The 20,847-nt window shown below is 39.1% G+C and carries 18 protein-coding genes and 4 pseudogenes; 9 read left to right on the forward strand and 13 right to left on the reverse strand.

Annotation, left to right across the window (positions count from 1 at the left end; all coding sequences use genetic code 11):
* Window positions 1–16: 16 nt before the first annotated feature.
* Window positions 17–649 carry an endonuclease III gene (gene nth, locus PULV_RS02925; RefSeq protein WP_193330892.1) on the forward strand — a complete coding sequence of 211 codons (633 nt, stop codon included), beginning with the start codon at window positions 17–19 and terminating at the stop codon, window positions 647–649.
* A 254-nt stretch (window positions 650–903) separates the two neighbouring features.
* On the opposite strand, the gene PULV_RS02930 is transcribed toward nth, so the two are convergent.
* Window positions 904–1,767 (reverse strand): hypothetical protein, encoded by an 864-nt coding sequence (locus tag PULV_RS02930; RefSeq protein ID WP_193330893.1) that lies wholly within the window; start codon window positions 1,765–1,767, stop codon window positions 904–906.
* A gap of 103 nt (window positions 1,768–1,870) precedes the next feature.
* Entirely contained in the window at window positions 1,871–2,224 is a 354-nt protein-coding gene (locus PULV_RS02935) for a YegP family protein (protein WP_193330894.1), read from the reverse strand.
* 811 nt (window positions 2,225–3,035) lie between these two features.
* On the opposite strand from PULV_RS02935, the gene PULV_RS02940 reads away from it, so the two are divergent.
* The 3 genes and pseudogenes from PULV_RS02940 to PULV_RS22130 all read left to right on the forward strand — a co-directional run bounded on the left by PULV_RS02940 (window position 3,036) and on the right by PULV_RS22130 (window position 5,011).
* Window positions 3,036–3,956: a WYL domain-containing protein gene (locus PULV_RS02940; RefSeq protein WP_193330895.1), complete on the forward strand. Its 921-nt coding sequence runs from the start codon at window positions 3,036–3,038 to the stop codon at window positions 3,954–3,956.
* A gap of 514 nt (window positions 3,957–4,470) precedes the next feature.
* A pseudogene (locus PULV_RS02945) lies at window positions 4,471–4,706 on the forward strand (endonuclease III); the annotation flags it as partial.
* 179 nt (window positions 4,707–4,885) lie between these two features.
* Window positions 4,886–5,011: a hypothetical protein gene (locus PULV_RS22130; protein WP_405127478.1), complete on the forward strand. Its 126-nt coding sequence runs from the start codon at window positions 4,886–4,888 to the stop codon at window positions 5,009–5,011.
* A gap of 113 nt (window positions 5,012–5,124) precedes the next feature.
* On the opposite strand, the gene PULV_RS02955 is transcribed toward PULV_RS22130, so the two are convergent.
* Window positions 5,125–7,755, reverse strand: coding sequence for a TonB-dependent receptor domain-containing protein (locus tag PULV_RS02955; RefSeq protein ID WP_193330896.1), 2,631 nt, complete (start codon window positions 7,753–7,755; stop codon window positions 5,125–5,127).
* Between the two features lie 315 nt (window positions 7,756–8,070).
* On the reverse strand, window positions 8,071–8,388 hold the full coding sequence (locus tag PULV_RS02960; RefSeq protein ID WP_193330897.1) for a hypothetical protein: 318 nt from the start codon (window positions 8,386–8,388) through the stop codon (window positions 8,071–8,073).
* A gap of 134 nt (window positions 8,389–8,522) precedes the next feature.
* On the opposite strand from PULV_RS02960, the pseudogene PULV_RS02965 reads away from it, so the two are divergent.
* Window positions 8,523–8,768 (forward strand): annotated as a pseudogene (locus PULV_RS02965) (endonuclease III); the annotation flags it as partial.
* Between the two features lie 152 nt (window positions 8,769–8,920).
* On the opposite strand, the gene PULV_RS02970 reads toward PULV_RS02965, so the two are convergent.
* Window positions 8,921–11,164, reverse strand: coding sequence for a hypothetical protein (locus tag PULV_RS02970; protein ID WP_193330898.1), 2,244 nt, complete (start codon window positions 11,162–11,164; stop codon window positions 8,921–8,923).
* Between the two features lie 367 nt (window positions 11,165–11,531).
* Between PULV_RS02970 and PULV_RS02975 the strand changes: the two are divergent.
* A pseudogene (locus tag PULV_RS02975) lies at window positions 11,532–11,715 on the forward strand (endonuclease III); the annotation flags it as partial.
* A 1-nt stretch (window position 11,716) separates the two neighbouring features.
* On the opposite strand, the gene PULV_RS02980 reads toward PULV_RS02975, so the two are convergent.
* Entirely contained in the window at window positions 11,717–12,418 is a 702-nt protein-coding gene (locus PULV_RS02980; RefSeq protein WP_193330899.1) for a hypothetical protein, read from the reverse strand.
* 199 nt (window positions 12,419–12,617) lie between these two features.
* Between PULV_RS02980 and PULV_RS02985 the strand changes: the two are divergent.
* Window positions 12,618–12,896, forward strand: a pseudogene (locus PULV_RS02985) (hypothetical protein); the annotation flags it as partial.
* 71 nt (window positions 12,897–12,967) lie between these two features.
* Here PULV_RS02985 and PULV_RS02990 read toward each other — a convergent pair.
* From PULV_RS02990 to PULV_RS03010, 5 genes are all read right to left on the reverse strand, one after another.
* Complete coding sequence (locus PULV_RS02990) at window positions 12,968–13,798, reverse strand: S41 family peptidase (RefSeq protein ID WP_193330900.1); 831 nt, start codon at window positions 13,796–13,798, stop codon at window positions 12,968–12,970.
* A complete protein-coding gene (locus tag PULV_RS02995) occupies window positions 13,749–14,408 on the reverse strand; it encodes a S41 family peptidase (protein WP_193330901.1) in 660 nt (219 codons plus the stop codon). Before PULV_RS02995 ends, PULV_RS02990 begins: the two co-directional genes overlap by 50 nt.
* A gap of 154 nt (window positions 14,409–14,562) precedes the next feature.
* Window positions 14,563–15,270 carry a pirin family protein gene (locus tag PULV_RS03000; protein ID WP_193330902.1) on the reverse strand — a complete coding sequence of 236 codons (708 nt, stop codon included), beginning with the start codon at window positions 15,268–15,270 and terminating at the stop codon, window positions 14,563–14,565.
* A gap of 22 nt (window positions 15,271–15,292) precedes the next feature.
* Window positions 15,293–16,252 carry a glutathione S-transferase family protein gene (locus PULV_RS03005; protein ID WP_086742976.1) on the reverse strand — a complete coding sequence of 320 codons (960 nt, stop codon included), beginning with the start codon at window positions 16,250–16,252 and terminating at the stop codon, window positions 15,293–15,295.
* 66 nt (window positions 16,253–16,318) lie between these two features.
* Window positions 16,319–16,762, reverse strand: a complete 444-nt coding sequence (locus tag PULV_RS03010; protein WP_193330937.1) for a DoxX family protein — start codon at window positions 16,760–16,762, stop codon at window positions 16,319–16,321.
* Between the two features lie 131 nt (window positions 16,763–16,893).
* Between PULV_RS03010 and PULV_RS03015 the strand changes: the two genes are divergently transcribed.
* A complete protein-coding gene (locus PULV_RS03015; RefSeq protein WP_193330903.1) occupies window positions 16,894–17,796 on the forward strand; it encodes a LysR substrate-binding domain-containing protein in 903 nt (300 codons plus the stop codon).
* 231 nt (window positions 17,797–18,027) lie between these two features.
* Here the strand turns inward: PULV_RS03015 and PULV_RS03020 are convergent, their stop codons facing one another.
* Both PULV_RS03020 and PULV_RS03025 read right to left on the reverse strand, forming a co-directional pair.
* Window positions 18,028–18,954, reverse strand: a complete 927-nt coding sequence (locus tag PULV_RS03020) for a DMT family transporter (RefSeq protein ID WP_193330938.1) — start codon at window positions 18,952–18,954, stop codon at window positions 18,028–18,030.
* A gap of 101 nt (window positions 18,955–19,055) precedes the next feature.
* Window positions 19,056–19,763: an AraC family transcriptional regulator gene (locus PULV_RS03025; RefSeq protein ID WP_193330939.1), complete on the reverse strand. Its 708-nt coding sequence runs from the start codon at window positions 19,761–19,763 to the stop codon at window positions 19,056–19,058.
* A gap of 231 nt (window positions 19,764–19,994) precedes the next feature.
* Here PULV_RS03025 and PULV_RS03030 point away from each other — a divergent pair, with 231 nt between their 5' ends.
* On the forward strand, window positions 19,995–20,759 hold the full coding sequence (locus PULV_RS03030) for a substrate-binding periplasmic protein (RefSeq protein ID WP_193330904.1): 765 nt from the start codon (window positions 19,995–19,997) through the stop codon (window positions 20,757–20,759).
* The last annotated feature ends 88 nt before the right edge of the window (window positions 20,760–20,847 follow it).

A 20,847-nucleotide genomic window follows, 5' to 3' on the forward strand; every position in this document is an offset into this window, starting at 1 on the left:
AATGCGTTTAAGTTGCATGAATAAAGAAAAACGTCACCAAATACTTACGCGCCTACGCGATAACAACCCACACCCTGAAACGGAGCTTGAATATTCCAGCCCGTTTGAGCTACTCGTTGCCGTCACCCTTTCAGCACAAGCCACCGATGTGGGAGTGAATAAAGCCACTCGCAAGCTGTTTCCTGTCGCCAATACCCCGCAAGCCATTTTAGATCTTGGCCACGATACGCTGCGTGACTACATCAAAACCATCGGCTTATTTAATTCAAAAGCCGCGAACGTCTACAAAATGTGCCAAATACTGGTTGATAAGCACAATAGTGAAGTCCCCGAAAATCGCGAAGCCCTCGAAGCCCTACCGGGCGTAGGCCGAAAAACGGCCAATGTCGTTCTTAACACGGCCTTTGGCTGGCCAACAATAGCCGTCGACACCCACATCGACCGCGTATCAAACCGCACTAAATTTGCCATGGGCAAAAACGTGGTTGAGGTTGAGAAAAAACTCGAAAAAGTAGTACCTGCAGAATTTAAAGTAGACGTACATCATTGGCTCATTCTACACGGCCGTTATGTATGCACCGCCCGTAAACCAAAATGTGGTTCGTGTCTTATTGAAGATTTATGTGAGTTTAAAGAGAAAACAGAGTAATCAAAGCCTGCTTTGTGCCATGAACGGACCTTGAGGCGTAACTCGTTTCTGCCCCAAGATGAGTTAACGCAAAGACTCTAAAATAATTCAAGAGTGTAACTTTTGATTCTTAAACCCAATACAGTGGACAGTTCAAACACCCAAATGTCGCAATCTTAAGGGCATTTGGAATACATGATTTAGCTGTTACTTTTAAGTGTACTCATAATATGCAGGCTACTACATGCATTTTACTTATATGAGCCAGCAGGGTGTTAGTTACAGGTTTTGTTATCAGCTACTTTGTATCTTCTAAATGACATGTACTTAGAAAAGCTGGCTTTAATTATTACCTTACCTTTTGGAGAGCGACCAGCTCGACTGACAATAATCACATCAGAACCGTCTAACTCAGAAATGCTTTTAAGTTTGAAGTTTTTGATGAGTTCAGCTTTTTGATTTTTGTCTAATACAATACTAGGTTCTGTTCGGTAGTCACCATAGTTGAGCCAAAGTTGGCCTTTATTATCTTCATTAAGGTTATTTATGGTCCCCCAGAATATTTTGGACTCAGATAATTGATTAGGTGTGATATTAGCAATTGGAACTAAAAAATTTTTAAGTGGACCATCTATTATCTTACGGCCTGAATCGGCCACGATAGTGATGCTTTGTCCCTTTTCTGCGTAATCAGGGTTATTACAAACATGAGTTAGCAGCTGTCGAAGAGATTTATTTAATGGGTAACCATCAGACCCACCGATAACTTTTTCCTTAGGGGCAGAACGCCAGTTTGAATCTTCTTCACCGTGTTTATTGTTTTCTTGAGATACATAAATAGTCTGACTATTTGATCTATCCAAGTCTACACGTAAATCACTGGACATAGCGTCAATTTCTTTTGCCTCTTCGACATCATCATTAGGACTCAGGATAACCGTCGATGCATTACAGCCCTCTTTGTGGTGTGCAGCGAAACAGGCCATTCTCTCCATTTTTTCAGTAGAGTAGCCTTTGATAAACCAAGTCTTTTGCTCGCATTCTGGGCAGACAATAAGACCTCTGAACTTTTCAGGATTATCACTGTAATCCATAGTAGAGCAGATAGTAGCGTCTTCGATAAACTTTGCGTTGATCATTCATTATCCTTGAACTTAATTCTATGTCAGCCCAGCAAAGGGTTTGGTAAGTAATAATATTGCGTAAAGAAATTCACGCCACAGTAAATTAGTAGCTGAAGCACTAGGCTCCAGCATACTCTACTGTTAAATCCTCAATTCCAGCGGTTTGCGCATTTTGTTTCACGGATGCAATACCATTCTCTCGACCTTTAGTAGATACATACAGTTCGCTAACTCCGATAACCTGATTATTGGCTGCCGTTAGCGTGAAATAATATTGTCTATTGGATGCATTTAATCGCTGATAGAAATTATCATGTGGAGAATGAACTTTTACGGATGTAATGCCGTTCTTACCGTTCGCTTTAGTCGCATAGCCTTCAGAGGCCAATATAATTTGGTTATTGGTTGCCAAAAGGCGAAAATAAAATTGGTTTTTCTTTGTGCTTTTGAATAATTGAAATTTAGCTTTCATAATTGAACTCTCATTACTTTAGTTAAAAAGGTGCCTATAAAGGAGGCACCGAACCCATCATTACAATTGATCACGCTACGACGATGGTGCTGAACGCCAGTGAGTACATACTTGTTCCCAGCGCCCAAATCGGTAACGTGGATAAGAGATGACATGAATTACTTTTGGTTTACTCATGACGTATCCTCCATAGTCTTATTTGGAAGTGACTCTTGTAATGTGAAACAACTAAAGTTATGCTTAAAAATCATCGTGCGAAGATGAATAAGTATGACTTCGAGGCTTGAGACCTCCGTTATACGGCCTGATAGAAAATATTGTTCAGATATCAGCTATCATGTTTCACAGAGAATAGGTATTAGCAAAAGTTAATACCTATTTTTCTTTTCTGACCCCCTTAAATTTTGTGCCATCAGACTTAACATCCATAAAGCGTCCTGTACTAGTATCCCTTTTTACCCAATGCCCCGAACCTGTTTGGGTTTGAGATCTGCCTTTGACAGCTCCATGTCTTCTGTTATCACCTGACTTTCCGTTAATAGCCATTGTTTGTACCTCTCTATTTGTTGGATCACCATATAAATAGCCATTGTTTGTACCTCTCTATTTGTTGGATCACCATATATAGTGCTATTTGATAGAACATATCACTACATGTGCACATATAGCTTAATATATGATCTACATGTATCATATATCAACGTGCCATGATGATCAACAGTGCGCATGCATGATTTAAATTTTTATTGGTATATGTATTAATAATTGATTAATATTGGTTTGAAAGAAGTATGTTTGGTAGGAGAGTGTCGTGGATAAATTCACTTATGAGAGCTTGATAAAAAAGTACAATGCACAGCGAGCCGAAAGGTTTGCTTTTATCGATTTTGTGGTTAGATTTTTAGGTGGATTGAACCGTTCAGATCTACTCGACTTTTTCGGAATTGGTGACGCAGCAGCCTCAAAGGAAATTTCAGAATACAAAAGATTACGTCCTAGAAACGTTGACTACGATAGAGTAATGCGCAAAAACGTTATTTTGCGAGACTCTTTTACTCCTTTAATTGAGATAGATGCGGAAACTGCTCTAGGGATGTTAGCCAATGGCTTTAATAAGAACAAGCTATATGATCGCCCTATGCTTCCTTACAAGCGAGTTGGAATGGTGCCACGGCATTTAGATATTGATCTGATTAGTAAGGTGACAAGAGCTATTCATTCCAAAACTGCGATAAAGTGCGACTACATATCAGGAAACAGTAAAAATCATGACGAGAGAACTTTAGTTCCAACAGCCTTCTTTTATGATGGGCATTCTTGGATGTTTAGGGCTTTTCATAGGGAATCCGCAGCATCTGGGGGTGTTAAATTTAAATGTTTTGAATTCTCACGTTTAAAGAATGTTACAGAATGTTCGAATGATTCGGCCTTACCCTTGGAAACACTAGCCCAAGATTCTGATTGGCATTTGCTTGTGCCTTTGCAATTGACATTGCACCCTAGTTTGTCCGACAGCAAGAAGTCAACTTTGATTCAAGAGTTTGGTTTAGTTGATAGAGACGATGATTTTTTGGTGACTGAAAAAGCGGTATTAGTTTACTACCTTAAGAAGCACTGGAAAATTGATGTTAACGATAATCCTAGCGGTGATGGTAATTACAATTTTCACTTGAAGAATAGCTCTACTCTGAAGCACCTTGAATGTATGGAAAACGTGTTCAAATATCTCTAAATTGTTCTACAGTATGAACCAACTAAAACTAAATAGTAATCTTACCGATTGACTCATCAATTTTAGTAACCGCTTGATCTTTCAAGCGGTTCGCTAAAATTCCACACATATTCATATAAATCCGTGTACCAGTGGTACATGGTTTGGTACACAAAAAAAATTCCCAACCATCTGAAACCACATTGTTTTTAGTCAATCCAGATTGTCATTGGACGGTTCAGTTAACTTATAGGCCGGATCTTATTTGCTTGGTAAATAGCCAAATTAGGCAATCTAGATTTGATTAATTAAAAGAGGCTAACGCATCTTTCCAAAAATGAGTTCATGAGCGTCTGCTATCATGATCAGGTTTGTGATGTTAAGTTTTTGCTGAACGGCAGTAACTGGCACAAAATAAGTATTCGTCCTAAATCGGAACTGCCCAAAAACGAGTTTGCCCAACAGTCCGCTCCTCGCTCAAAGCAGTCTTGCAAAAGTAAGTATTTTCGCTCTACGTTCATTATATTTTGACTGACCGACTATCGCTGTCGACACCCACATATTTCGTTTTTCCAACCGTACCAAATTTGCCATGGGAAAAGATATGGTTGCTGTTGAACAAAAACTCGAAAAAATGATCCCCAAAGAGTTTAAAGTGGATGTACACCACTGGCTCATTTTAATGGACGTTATACCTATGTTGTTCGAAAACCAAAATGCGGCAGCTGTATAATTGAAGACTTGTGTGAGTTTAAAGGGAAAACAGAGTAATCAAAGCCTGCTTTGTGCCAAAAGCGGACGATGAGCATTTATATCTTGCAAAACTTGACCCCACATTTCGGTGCGGTGCAAGACCTGACCCCGGCTCCTTAATTAAGAGGATTAGTATAATTCTCTTTGCACCAGACAAAGCTGCAAATGCCGGTGATGTTGCTGTATCGGCATTAGAAATGTCGCAAAACAGTATTCGTATGTCGTGTTCACATGAAGCGCTTGACAAAAGACTTCACAACATCAAGGAGCAAAGACATGATAAATGCGTGCAATATGGTGAAAATGAAGATCACGTAGGTTAGGTGAAAGGGGCAAATATTGCGAGCTTTATAAAAGTGGCTGATGCCATGCTTGCCTATGATGTGGTATAAACTTTTCGGGGAAAGTAGCCTTTCCCCGATTAACTTCCTTAGCTTTAAAAATCAAATATCACTTTCAAGTAGCCTCGCCTTCCAACTGTGTCATAGGTAAATACATCTGTGTTTGCATCATTCCATGACGTTAAGAATGGCGCTTTTTTGTCAAAAATATTATCAATGCCTAGCGCAAGCGTAAGCGAATCTGACCAAAAATATTGAACCTGAGTATCATGGTACATGACGCTTTCCACTGTTCTGCCAATTTCTCCGCCGCCATTTTCATCATCAGCTTTGCCGATATATTGCACACTATAAGCGGCTTGCCAATTGGCTGCTTTTACACCTGCTGTTAATTGCGACTTCCACTTCGCAAAACTACCTCGATCTGAGGTAATTTTTCCAAGCAACATTTCTGTTTCAGCACCATCAAACGCGGTATTTTCATGCTTAAGTAATCTCGTTGTTTCCCAGTTTAGATGCCAATTTATGTCAGAAAATGCACCTCTAACTTGTAAATTTAAATCAATCCCTGCAGTCTGATCTTTCGCTGCATTCATTGGTCGCTTTTCTAATGAGATAATCTGCTTACTTTTATCGTCACGAGTAAAGCTATTACAAAAGTCTCGGTACGCTATCGGATCGGTATAACATAAACGCAGCATATTTGTCCCAGCAACAGAGTTGATAGCATCGTCAATGTCGATATTAAAGTAATCTACTGTGGCAGACACATTCTCCGACTGATAAACCGCGCCCATAGTAAATGTATGAGCCTTTTCCGGAGCTACATCAGGGTTACCACCCACACCAGTTCGAATTGTCGAACCATCTTGGACGAAGTTATCTGGTACTCCATCAGCGCGACAATTTATCAAGATTGCGCCAGTCGCTTGAGCGCATGGGTCGATAGTTAACAAATTTTCAGTATTAGTACCACCAAATTGCTCTGTAATGGTTGGTGTTCTGAATGCGCTGGACCTGACACCTCTTAGCATAAAACTATCATTAAGGCGCCAAGTAAGTCCGAGCTTATAGGTTGTCTCAGCCTCAAAGTCTCGATAATCAGAATAACGCGTTGCCATATCAAGCTTCACATCTTGTGCAAAAGCCAAATCACTCAATAAGGGGACTGAAAATTCAATAAATGCTTCTTTTACTTCTGAATCACCCGAAATTGCATCTTCCTCTTGATTACGCAATACCACTGGATCAGGGTTTCGCCACCCTTTTTCTTTACGTTGAATGATACCTGCAGCAAATGCAACATCACCAAAAGGCAGACTTATTAAATCTCCTGAAAGTTCAGCACTCATTGATTGTAGTTGATTTCCACCTGTGCCCTCTCTTCGATAAGTAACATAATCAATGACTTGTTGAGATAACTCCCCCACACCAAAAAAATCACCACATGGGATCTCGGCACTCGGATCAATACTACATAACTCGCTATCAAGTGAATTTGCAACGCGCATATCGTCCATGTCGTAACTCCAACCATCGCGGCCTGTGTTTCGTCCATAATTATAATGCGCTTGCCATAACCAACTATTTTTAAGCTCTCCGGTTACACCTAAGTTTAACTGTAATGTATTTGTTTCTTGGAAGAATTCGGGATTATCTACTTCAATATTTCGACGGTTTTTTAGCGTTAAGTCTTGTCCCGTTGGGTTATAAATGAAATCTTTACTGACATTTACGGCTCTAAAACCCCGAGGGGTGACAATTTGACTTGAACGGCGGTTTGCCACAATAACGCCACTGTTGAGCTGTAGATTTTCATTGAGGTTATATTCAAAAAAAGTCGATAAGTTTAGCCGTTGCATCGGGCTGTATGAATTGAGTGACTCAAACCAATTATAGCCATGCAGTTTATTGTTGTAGGGTTCAAAAGTATTTCCACTCGAGCCGACATTCTGATTAAACTGAACCTCTTGACCATCCGCCAATTGAGCTCGCCCACCTATGGTTGTGCCCGAGTAAATACAATCTAAACCATCATCGCTTTCTCTTAACGGACATTTATTGCGTCGAGATTGCATAGCATGACCATTATCAACATAGTTGATATTGAACACAGCACTCCCAGTTTCAAAACTATGACCAATAATAAAGTTTAATTCTGCATGCTCAGCATCTTTCTTACTACTTTGCCCTATTTTCGCTATCAGTTTGGCACCATCAACACCGCTTTTGGTAATAATATTGACAACACCAGCGACTGCATCAGCCCCGTAAATTGCAGAAGCACCGTCTTTTAGAATATCAATGCGCTCAACTAAGCCCATAGGGATCATATTTAGGTCTGGGCTATCATTAGCACCCGTTCCACCAGCGACAAGCCTTTGCCCATTAAGCAGCACCAAAGTGCGCTTTATGCCCAAACCTCTTAAATTTACTTGCGCAGTTGCATAGCCGTTACTCGTCCAGTATGCATTCGTAGAATTTCCAGCTGGCCCCGCTGAAACGGTGAGTGATTGTAAAACCTCTTCTAAATTTGAAATACCTGTAATAGCTAAATCATCGGCAGATAAGCTTGTAATTGGACTGGCCGATTCAAGATCTATTTTTTGGATTTTAGAACCCGTAATACTAATTCGCTCAATAGCGTCTTCAGCCGCACTATTAAATGCTATTACATTCGCTGATATTGCTAGGATACCTAAAGAAAGTTTAGACAACTTGAACATTTCCCTTTCCTCTTCAATTATTTGCGGCAAGTATAAAGAAGAAAGTTCCATTTTAAGTGTGACAAAATGTCGCACATTTAGGTAATTTTATACCAATCCTCTTAATTAAGTGAGCTATTTTGAGGCGAGGAAAACTTGTCGATAGCACCGCTCTCGCGTCCTGCTATCGCTGAGGTACCTACATCCATGTAGGCAAGGTGAAAATTTTGCTATTTAGTTGTTCTAAATAAGAAATTTTTAACGTAGCTAGCGTCAGCTTTAATCCCTCAAAATGATTAAGTATTATTGAGGATTGGTATGAAAGTGCATGAAAGATTAAAAGCTAACGGTAAGATGAATATCGCCCTCTCTTTTCGCTAAATCACTAACCATCACTCTGTCTTTACTGACATCGAAACTGGCAAAAGCGTTAAGCTTAAATTTTGTGAGCGCTTGCTCAGCATTGAGTGAGATTCGATTAAGGGATTCGTGGTTATTTTCAGTCGTGACGAAATAAAGTGCATCATTGTCGATTTTTGCCCAATAGAAATCGTGAGGTAACGCCAGTATTGGCTTTTCGCTAAGCGGTTCAAAATCATCTTGCTCAGTCAGCCATTGTATGGGAGCAACGGGGTCACATCTTGCACTGTGCAAGATATAAATACTTCTCGTCTGCTTCTGGCACAGAGCCGCTGGTCGGCTCTAAATTGTTTATGTCCAAAAGAGTGTTAGAGCGACCGTCTGCCTTTCGCTCAAAGCAGTCTTGCAAAAGTCTACGTTCATTATATTTTGGCTGGCCAACAATAGCCGTCGACACCCACATCGACCGCGTATCAAACCGCACTAAATTTGCCATGGGTAAAGATGTGGTTGCGGTTGAGAAAAAACTCGAAAAAGTGGTACCTGCAGAATTTAAAGTAGACGTACACCATTGGCTCATTCTACACGGCCGTTATGTATGCACCGCCCGTAAACCAAAATGTGGTTCGTGTATTATTGAAGATTTATGTGAGTTTAAAGATAAAATAGAATAGCCCTAGATCAGTTTTGAGCGATTTCCAGACTTTTAATTCAGTAATAAAAGGTCAGCTTCTCCGGCCAGGCGGACTAAAGCACATCAAAATAAAGCTACAAATTTAACCTTAGTTAAAATCTATAGCTTTTTGCTTTTGAAGTAAACGAAAGTTTACTTTGAACTGTAAGGGGTCAAATCTAGCTTAAAAATCATATTTTTTTCCAATGCAATATAAAGTTGCTTCTCTACATCAAATACTTTTTGTTCCGGTTTCAGCTTAAGGAATGACAAACTCTTTAACTTTTCATAGTTATTTAAGTCGTATACACCTTCTGTTGTCACTATTAGCCCTAAGTCTTCTCTTACTCGCAAAATACTCTCAATCTCAACATTTTCAGTGCCAGAAAATTCGTGAATTATTTCATTAAGATTTTCTAGATTTAATACTAAATTATGGGCAAACAAACGAGCGCCTGCCTCATCAACCTCTAAGAAAACTGAGTTATCATTGTGATTGTGATAGCCTTCCAAATGATCAAATGAGAATTGGAACTCCTCCCTACTCAATTCCCCGCCTAAATTCGAGTACAATCCGATAATCAACCCCGATAAATTTAATCCTCCAGATATTACAGATTTTTCTATTTTGGGATTTTCTATAATCGAATAACCTGTAGGTTCGGTTTGCAATAAATATTGCTCATATTCATTTGTGAGATTATTGAACTTTACTAAGTAGTCTGAGGTTGGGTTCCCCCCCTCCGCCATTTCGGTATAAATTCCATAAGCGATTTCGCGACAATAATTTGAATTATTACTCCTTCGTAATGCGACGCGCTGAATAGATTCTTGCTTTGAGCCAAGATCCTTCAAAGAATAACCATTCATATCTAACATAAATATTGAGTCTGTCCCTCCAACTTTTCCAGAAATCAATAAGTTTCCTGTTTGACTATCAACGCAAGCATTATAAATGCTTGTCAAATGCTCTTTTTTATAAACCATCTCTCCAGTTATATCAAAAAATTGCCAATAGCTATTTTCTTCATAAAAGAACAAATTTTTACCAGGTACGAAAACGGATGGCTTAGGGATATGAACAAATTCTCCTCTTTCTAAAACATCTACAGCAAATCCCTTGCTAGTACCTTCTCCAGCATAAATGCTTTGCGCACTAGCAGAAAAATAAATTATTTCATTTTCTAATAACAATCCTGAGTCAAAAGAAAGTTTATTATTATTTGTTGTTGAATCAATCTGCCTAAAAGGATAGCCACTTAGATCCTCTGCGCGGACACCTTGGCTATGCACAGGGGCCGAAAATTCAATTTCAATTTGAGCTTGCTCGTTTATTTGTTCTAAATTTATGGATTGGGTAAGAACTTTTAATTTAGTAGCATAAACTTGTTCAAGAAATAAACCCCAAACGTTTCTTGAACGCCATATTGCACCATCAAAAACATCAGGAAACCATGCACTTCCTATATTCGCATTGTTATAGGTGAAGTTAGCGTAGCCGTCCATAGTAAAGTTTGCTCGAACTGAATCAGTTTCGTTCTCTATAGTAGTAGAACCTGAAGCATGATCGCTACTGCTTTTATTTAGTCCTGCATTAAGCTTCCAAATGCTATTGTCTCCGCCATAGACAAAATCACCGTCAACCTCGAGATTATAGTGATTGTCCGAAGCGTAATTGACTTCAGCTAAGTGTTTCTGCGAAATAGTTACACTTCTAAGTTCTTCTTTCTCCGACAGCAACGACGCTGAAAAGCTATTGACGGTGAACGTTCTAGCTGTATCTCCTGATTCAACCTTATTTTTTTCAATCACACCGTGTTCGTATGTAACATCGTCGATATCCCATAACTGCTCTATTGAATTATCAATATCAAATTTAACTACGGCAGGTTCACTTGAACCATCTTCTGGTGAAACTTCTAGTCCATCTGTTTTATAGCTTAAACTGAACTTTTCTAGTCCTTTTTTGAGAAAAGGTTTAATTTCATTATCCGTAAATTGGTTTAACGTATAATTTATAGAAACCTTACCGTTAAACATAAATGAGCTAGAGACTAAGCAATTCTCGAATTGTAGTTCTAATGCTCCATGTCCATTCTGCCAGTTTAAATTATCTCTGTTCCACGTAACTTCACCATTATTTGCACATACCCTTGAGTCCATTGATTCAGAAGAAAAATAAACATATAAAAACTCAGCTTCTACCAGTTCATTTACTTCAATAACACCTTCTACTAATACTAAGGCTGCTAAAAGCAAATTCGCAGAGTCTTCATCTGAATAATTATTTTCTTTGATTGGTTCTTCTATAACATCAGAGTCAGATGACCCTCCGCCGCACGCTACTAATGTCATGAGCATCAAAATAAAAATTAATTGCTGAACAGGTTGTTTCATTCATAATTCCTTTTATACACTAAATACAAGGTAGGAAGTTCACTAAGAAAGCTGCTTTTATTTCGTAATTAACAACTCTCGATCTATTTGTGAGTACATCGATTGATGTAGGCCGAGTTTACTTGTAATGACAAAGAATTAACAGTACCAGCCTTGTTCAATATGAAATCAGGTCATCCTATTAATTAGTAGTATTTATAGTCAAACAATTCGTATTAATATCTTTGGGGAATATCTGCTTTTGTATCCTAGCCGACTGAAATTGAAGTGAAGATTGTCAGCATTTTTGACTGCTTTAGGCTCATTGCTGTCAAAAATGCATTAATGCTGATAGTCAGCTTTTGGCTTAGCGGATATTTATTAATATCTACTATCACTATACTTCGGTTGGCCGACAATAGCTGTAGACACGCATATTGACCGCGTATCTAAACCGTACTAAATTTGCCATGGGTAAAAATGTAGTTGAGGTTGAGAAAAAACTCGAAAAAGTAGTACCTGCGGAATTTAAAGGAGACGCTCACCACTGCTTCATTCTGCACGGCCGTTTTTTTAGCTAGGCCTATTGTTATATTCCTCTCGGCGACTTAGAGCCTGAGGATTAAATTGTACCCATCTAAATAAATACATTATCACTATTTTTGTTATTCCACTGGTTATCGCAAGAACCATTAACGGCCAGCCTATTTCAAGGCCCATAGTTAAAGCGAAAGCAATAGTTGAAATATCCATCATAAAGATAAACTGACTCATTTTTAAATCTACGGCTCCGGTACTCCCGGACTGCAAGATTAACTTTATTTGATGATAGTAACCTTGAGCTATTAATAATGAGGTTATCAGTATGAGAGTTGTCGACACATATCGACCTTCATCTGAAAATGTTTCACCAAAAAAGAGTCCAACAATGCCAAAAAATAGGAAAAGCAAAGCTCCCAAGAGCACATAAAAAGATGATTTTGTTTTTCTATCCAACCAAATCTCATACAAAATTGCTCCCACTAGCAATGTCGCTACCAACCGAGGCCAAACAATATAATGATTAAAAGGTTCGATAGAATAACCATAAATAAAGAATGAAAAGTAAGCTAAGTAGCTGACGGTGAATTGATTTATCGATAATAACTCTGTTGCTACGCCATTTGGAACTTGCTGCTTTCGTCGCCAAATAAGGCGAAGTTGTGACAAAACACCAAATAGACTTATGAAAATAAACAGCGTATTAACTGTACCAAAGAAATTATAAGCTCCCATAGCTCTCCCCTAAATTAAAGCAGCCCTATTAGAACACACATTGTCGACAATTAAACTCATCAATGAACACATTAAACCTTTCAATGTTACGACAAATAAACGCACTAAATCTAAAAAAACTATGTTACTGGTTTCTTTGTCGGCATAGCACCTGACTGAAGCATGCTTTTTCACTTATCACGCATCTCACACCCTTATATTTGGCTGGTCGACCATCGCGGTCGATACCCACATCGACCGCGTTTCAACCGCGTTTCAACCGCACAAAATTTGCCATAGGCAAAAACGTGGTGGAAGTTGAGAAAAAGCGTTTAAAAGTGGTGCCCGAGGAATTTAAAGTAGACGCTCACCACGCTTCATTCTGCACGGCCGTTATGTATGTACTGCACGAAAACCTAAATGCGGCAGTTGTATTATTGAAGACCTATGTGAGTTTAAAGATAAAACGAGTAATTTCTCTACTAGTTTAAATCATTAGAAAAAAGCGCTCTCATTTCCTAGCAGTTGCAATCAGCTCAAAACAATGAAAAAACTTATCAAACAAATGCTTTAATGCAAAATATTCATTGCTTCAATGAGCGCACTGTCCTTATTTGCCTTTAAATCAGATGCATTTAAATATTCGAAGTATTTATCTACTGGGTAGCCACGAAATTCATAACTCTCATCTTTCGTGTCTGTATAACGTTCATTAGATAACGTAAATGACCAGCCATTAGGTAATTGTTTAGGGAGTGAATCGCTAAAACCACCATTTGATGGTTCTCCAATAATGGTGACGTGCTCTCTTGCTGCAACGCCAAGTAGGAATGACTCAGCTGCACTCATGGTGATACCGCTGGTAAGCACTACAATCGGCGCAAGATAACGATTAAAGTTTGCTGGTTGGACAATAATATTGGTTGGTTTACTAAAACCATTTTCGGTTCTGAATGATTTACTCCCTATCAGCAGTGGTTTATCAATCAAATAAGACAATATTCTTTGTGATACAACATCATACCCGCCGCTATTCCACCTTAAATCTATTACTAGTCCTTTGGCGTTCCTCAAAATAGGCATAATATGCCGCATCGCCCTATCGACTTCATCAATATCCGCTTGAACTGTATTTTCTTTTGTATATTCGCTCATATCTTCAATACTTAAGTAACCTATTTCATGAGGAAGTGAAGCCCAAAATAAGCTGCGGTTGAGTTGCTGCGGGGGATACTTTTCATCAAAATAGCTGGCAATTATACGGCTACGCTTGTTATTTAGTGCTTGATAAAATTCGCGAAAAGATGAAAACTCATTTTGTTGTGAAAACCCTTCCTCTAAAACTCTGCTTTTAAATTGTTCCCATTTTATGTTGTGCATCGCAAAAAAAACTGTCATCATCTGATTCTACATAGGCATGAGCATCCCCTAATTTATCTATAAGCTCGCTAAATACATCAGCTAGTGCTGCTTCACTCATACCATCTGTAATTTTATTTCGCCATTTTGCGTAATTGGCATCCCAGTTCCAATTAAGCTCATCGTTAAATGCAAAATTTTCTGCAAAAGTAACCCACAAAATGTCAAACGTTTCAGGGGCTGAGAACGCTTTATGTTCAGTTTGAGTGCTAGGCCATCGACTCTGCTGACAGACTTTAGGTAAGCTGTTTAATTTTATCAGTTTTACTGGATGCACTGTGTGCCAGTCCAATTCAGCGGTGTCACCAATAACAGTCAAATTGCGACTCGGGTATTCTCCCGTTTCGATTGTATTGAGTAAGCAGTGGTGCTTAGTTACATCATAAAACCGAATGTCTTCGTCAATAACTTCTAATATGTAGCCATAACCTTGTGTTTTCCAGACTGAATGATTAGGTGCCGCATTCTTGGTGTTACTTATTAAAGAAGCGTTGGCATCCTGAAACGCTACAGCATTCGCATTAGGTAAATAAAGGCTAAGAAACAATAAGAATGAGCGAGATACTATTTTCATGATATTAGAAATTTCCATATAAGATACTTAAAGAAGCAAAAACTAATGTAAAGAAGAAGCATATTCAACACAATGATTTATTTAGATAAAAATAATTTTACCTCCTATCTAACAGTAACGTGTACAACAAAGAGCGAGTTTGCCAGTTTTATCTCGCTCTTGTTTGTTAACGCTACGGTGCATCAATTACTATCAATTCTGATTCGGTTCTTGCCTTGATCACTAAGCTCTTGAGCTCGGTCACTTCAGCGCCATCCCCTTTTGTCATCGCAACGTTTTTTGAACTATCGTTAATTGAAAAGTCACCGCTTGTACAAAGTACATAGGCTTGGTGCAGTATGGGCACAGATATTTCAGCGCCAGCTGCTAGCTTCCCACCGTAAATACGCGCTTCTTGCTGAATAAATAAAGCATGGCCATTATCTTCTTCAAAACCAGAAACCAACAGTGGTAGTGCACTTTCGCTCAAAGCTTTAGGAAATAACTTACTTTGCCAACGCGGTTTAACGTTTAGTTTGTTCGGCTCAATCCAAATTTGATAAAACGTTAGTGGCTCTTTTGTCCGATTATACTCGGAATGCACAATGCCGGAGCCTGCGCTCATCACCTGTACTTCGCCTGACTCAGTGATCCCTTCATTACCGACACTGTCTTGATGAGTAATCGCGCCTGAGCGAATAAAACTGATGATTTCCATGTTCTTATGAGGATGGGCGGCAAAACCTCTTAGCGGTTCAACCCAATCATCATTAATCACTCTTAGGCTGCCAAAGCCCATGCGAGCAGGGTTGTAATAATTTGCAAAACTAAAGTGATGTGACGATTTAAGCCAGCCGTAGTTAGCCTTGCCCAGTTGATCGTATGGATAATGCGTGATCATTTTTTACTCCTCCAGTGCTCAGTTAGATAGATGCTCGATCATGGGGCAGATCAAAGTTTTGCTCGGGGCCTTTTGGCACCACTAAAGTTGGGTTAATCGTTCTGTGACTCCCATAATAGTGCAGCTTGGTGTATGGAATATCAACGGTGCTGGCGATACCTTCTACTTGATACAACTCGCGCACATAATTACTAATGTGATGAAATTCATTCAATTTATTGCGGTTACATTTGAAATGCCCGTGATACACCGCATCAAACCGAAGCAAAGTCGTCAACAAACGCCAATCCGCTTCAGTTAACGTATCGCCCATCAAATAGCGATTAGCCGATAAGTGCTGCTCTAACCAATCTAAGCTCTCAAATAATTCATCGTATGCTTGCTCGTAAGCCACTTGGCTGGTCGCAAACCCCACGCGGTACACACCATTATTAATCGTGTGATAAATACGCTCGTTTATTTGATCAATATCACTTCGCAAATGTTCTGGATAAAAGTCTAAATCGTTCCCTGTTAATTGATTAAATGCCGTATTGAAAATGCGAATGATGTCACTGGACTCATTATTCACAATTGTTTGTGTCTTTTTATCCCACAATACCGGTACCGTTACTCTGCCTTGATAATCACTGGCTGATTTTAAGTACAGCTCATATAAATATTGCTGTTGGTAGAGGTTATCTTCATATGGCGTACCAGGCTCACCAAACTCCCAGCCATTTTCTAGCATTTGCGCTTGCACCACACTGACCGAAATAATGCCTTCCAATTGCTTTAGCTGCCTGAAAATTAGGGTGCGGTGTGCCCAAGGACACGCTAAAGACACATATAAATGATACCGATCCGCTTCTACTGGATACTGACTATCTGGCTCGTTTGAAATCGTTGCGCGAAAACGGCTTTCTTGGCGTTCAAATTTGCCTTTGCTGGCTGTTGTGTCGTACCAATTATCAACCCACTTACCATTAACAATTAAACCCATGATCTTTCTCCTAAATATTGGCGCTCATAGTATTCAAGCGCCATTTTGAATAACGAACAACCCAGACTACAACTTACGACCAATCACACTATCGAGAGAAAAACGCCCGCCTCCTTGAATAACAAGTGCCACACTCATCGCGAGCAGTGCTAAGCCAAATTCGTATCCGTTATTGGACATAAATAAGCCGTTTCCAATGTGGGCAGTTAAAATCGCGACAACCATAGTGCCAGCTAAAGCAAGTGCCGCAGGTCGTGTCAGTAAACCAAGCAGTAACAAAATTCCTCCAAAAAACTCTGCACTACCCGCTAGCAGCGCCATCAAAAATCCTGGTGCTAAGCCAATTGATTCCATCCATTGCCCTGTGCCGTCTAACCCGTAACCACCAGACCATGCAAATAGTTTTTGCGCGCCATGTGCAGAAAAAATAATCCCTGCAACTAAACGTAAAGTTGGGCCAGAAAAGTGGTTATCTGTTTTGAATATGTTCTTAATCATTGAATTGTTCATCATCTACTCGCTTAATAATTTAGTTAAAATTGCTTCTCTATCGAAGATGTAGCCATTTTAAATAATACTTTTCGCTGGAATAACCCCAATTTATTGCCTAATATATTCAAAATTTTTGAACAATTGATCTTATGCATAGCTCCCCTATTACAATCGAGGCACTGCAAGTGCTAGACGCAATCAACCAGCGTGGTAGTTTTGCTGCTGCCGCAGAAGAATTAAATAGAGTTCCATCAGCCATATCGTATATTGTTCAAAAATTAGAGGAGCAATTATCAGTCACTTTATTTGTTCGCCAAGGACGACGCTCAGTGTTAACCCCAGCGGGCAAGCATTTACTCAATGAAGGCCGAAAGCTGCTCGGTGCGGTGAATAAATTGGCTGAACAAACACAGACAATTTCCCACGGCTGGGAGCCCAAAATTCGTGTGGCATTCGATACCATCATTGAGCTAGATCCGCTCCTCGCGAATATCAAACAATTTTTAGATACTCATCCAAATATCGAGATTGATTTAAGCGAACATGTGATGAATGGCAGTTGGGAAGCGTTAATCGAAGACAAAGTTGATTTACTTATTGGTGCGCCAGCCCCAGTGCCAAATCATCAAGGGATCAGAGCAATACCAATTAAGCATATTGAGCAAGTACTGGCCGTGCCTAAAGATCACCCTCTTACCAAGCTAGAGAGCACCATTACTGAAGCGGATATTCAGCACTATCGAACGATCATAGTGCATGATTCAGCAAAACACGCCGTGCCTTGGTCAAGCAATGTAATTGCACGCTCTGAGCATTTTTTTGTCGCGAGCATTGCCCAAAAAATTAAAGCGATTAAAGCGGGCATCGGGGTTGGTTTTTTACCTCTAGACAGAATTCAAACGGAGTTGGCATCAGGAGTGATTAAAGCACTGGCAACAGAAGGCGATAAAAAAATGACTCACGCTTACCTTGCGTGGAAAATAGCCAATAAAGGTAAGGGGCTAGAAAAACTCAGAACTATCATAAGTCAGCAGCACTCGCTTAAAACCTAAGTATCGAATGCTACACCAATGATTGAACATTATTAAGCATCTGATCTACTGTCTAAATAACATCTGACTTCAATAGTCTGTGACTGGTGAAAATTACTGTCGAAATATATAGTCTTAGCGCTTCCAACCGAACAAATTTCCCATAGGTAAAATTGTGCTCAGAGTCGAAAAAACGAGAAAAAGTCGTGCCTAAAATCACCGAGCCACTACATCTCACATTATTTTGAACAACTAAGTTGATTTTAGAGCTAATCTTAGTTGGCTTTGAGGCTTGATGGTTTGCATCAACAGACAAAGTGATACTAAGGCAATACCAACCCACCCAATGACCTTAAACCTTTCACCAATGATGAAAACAGCCAAAATAGTTGCAACCAAAGGTTCGATTAAGGTAATTAGTGTCGCTTTACTGGCATCAATAAAATTCAAGCCAAAACCAAATAAAAGATACCCTAAAAACATGGGAACTATCGCCATGTACAAAGAGACCAAGGTATTAGTCGAGCTTGAAAATAAATTATCACCTGTAAACCATAATGAAGGGAGTAACAAAACTGCCGCACAACCAAACAACCCCGACATAGACGATTTTGAATGAACACCACTTTCCATTAAATGCTTGGCTGCCCATGAATAACCCGCATACGTTAATCCTGCAATCCCACCCAGAATAACCCCAATACTCTGTTGATGAACACCGTACCCAATATCATTACTATGCTCCCTTCCTAAAACTAACAGTACAATCCCTATCACTCCAATCACAAAGCTCACAATCCATTGCCGAGAAATGTTTTTTTTACTGAGCAGACGTTCAAGCATTGCGGCAAAAAAAGGTGCCGAAGCGATAGAGACTACAGTGCCAGTGGCCACTCCAGCTAAATGCATTGAGGAATAAAATGCTAATGGGTAAATGGCAACCGAAGCGGCCCCTAATAATAAGACCATAGGTTGCTTGAACAAGAGTTTGCAATCACAAAATAATCTTTTTCGCGCGCTGATAACAAGTAATACTCCCCCTACTCCCATCGAGAATGCACCAATGGCCAAAGAGCTCACATCTGGGGAATAGCTTGCTACCGTACCCGTTGTTCCCCACAAGAAACTAGCAATAATAATAGCGATAACACCTTTAAAAGATCTGTCATGATTTTCCATCATAAAACCTGATTACGATAACTCCAATACAGAAATGCTACGCTAATCACCCAAGGTATATTTAACAATTCAGACGCTATTATTAACAATTCAGACTAAGTTTACTTTTTGAATTTAGTGGGTGACAGACCAAAGTATTGAGAGAACTTTCTGCTAAAGGCTGAGAGTTCTTTATAACCTACTTTTTCACCAATAATTTGGAGAGGGTAATCTGTATGAGTAAGTAAAGCTTCGGCTTTTTCCATCCGAAGCTTTGTTACATACTTCATAACAGTCATCCCTATTTGTTGCTTAAAAAGCTTCTTAAACTGTGTATCACTCAAAAAAGCGGATTCAGCTAAGCGTTTTATTTGAAGTGGCTCTTCAATATTTTGTTCTATAAAAGATATTGCTGCACTAATACGACGATCTACTTTTGGCAATAAAGGCTGTTCGGCGAGTAATAAACTAAACATTTCAAACATCGCCTGTTCTAATTGGCTATTAACCTTATTTTCTAATTGGTTTTCGATAAATGTTAAATAACTGGTAAGAGATGAATTAATTGCAAAAACAATACATTGTGACGATGAAACATTGAGTGGTAGCTTGTCCATATCGACAACTACAAATCTAGCTTCGGTGTTTGCAGTAAACAAGTGATCTTCGTTGGCTTTAACGACAACACATTCTCTTGGAGCAACTTTTCCATTGAAATCACCAACACATATATTGATGACACCACGCAAAGGTAAAACCAATTGATTAAACTGGTGAGAGTGACGAACTGGTTTTGTGCTATAGGAACGGATAGATAATAGATTTTTCATAAAAATAAAAAACGGATTGCCGGATTTCAACCTGACTAATTTATACATCTTAGAGTAATGATTAATAAAGTGAAGTGTTAGTTTTTACTGGTCGTTATCTATCTTTAATATCTGTTATGGCCCACCATTGACCAATTTTTCAATTTCGAACTGCAGTCGCCTATATTTAAAAGTGAATATACGTATTTAAGTTATACTTTTTCCGTCAGATAATAAGGGTATTAGTCACTCATGAAACAGATTAAAAATGCTCATTGTTTATTGATTTTTATCTGGGTTTTAGTCTTGTCTCTGCCGCTAAACTCTCATGCAAATCGCTTAATTTTAGCAACTGACGATGGCCCACCTCATATGATCAAAGAGAACAATGGTGGCATTGATATCGATATTGTCAAACAGGTTTTGGCTGAAGTTGGCCACAACACAGATATCATTTATGTGCCGTTAACACGTGCAAAATTAATGGTTTCAGAAAAGAAAGCCGATGTCTTTGTGCCGACATTTCTTCAACCAAATAACACAAACATTTACTACTCCGATCCGGTGATCAACTATAAACCAACGGTATTTAGTTTAAAAAACAAAAACATTATTTATAAAGAAATAAGTGACTTAGAAAACCTGAGCATAGTGACATTTCAAGGAGCCAGTGGCTATTTTGGCGAGGAGTTTGCTCAATTATCAAAAAAAGCTAACTATCAAGAATTACATGATATGTCTAAACTCCCTGAGCTTTTATTAAAGGAGCGATATGATGTAGTGGTGCTAGATTTTTATATTTTTTATTATTTTTTTTGGAAACAGCAAGGCAACAATAAAACGCAGTATGCATACAAAGAAATAAGCTCTTTTCCATTGATCCCCGAAGTAAGTGCTTATGCTGGGTTTAACGATAAAGCATTAAGAGACAAATTTAATTTACAGTTATCAATTTTTAAACAAGCGAAACGCGACCAACAAATCATTGAAAACTATATTGGCAAAGGCGGCACTTAGAGTGGGGGTTGAAAATACAAGACCTTGCTATTTTAAAGCCGCACAAAACCTTAACCCCCAGCGCCTACCCCATTTATTTCTTTTTAAA

Source organism: Pseudoalteromonas ulvae UL12 (assembly GCF_014925405.1).
Classification (GTDB): domain Bacteria; phylum Pseudomonadota; class Gammaproteobacteria; order Enterobacterales; family Alteromonadaceae; genus Pseudoalteromonas; species Pseudoalteromonas ulvae.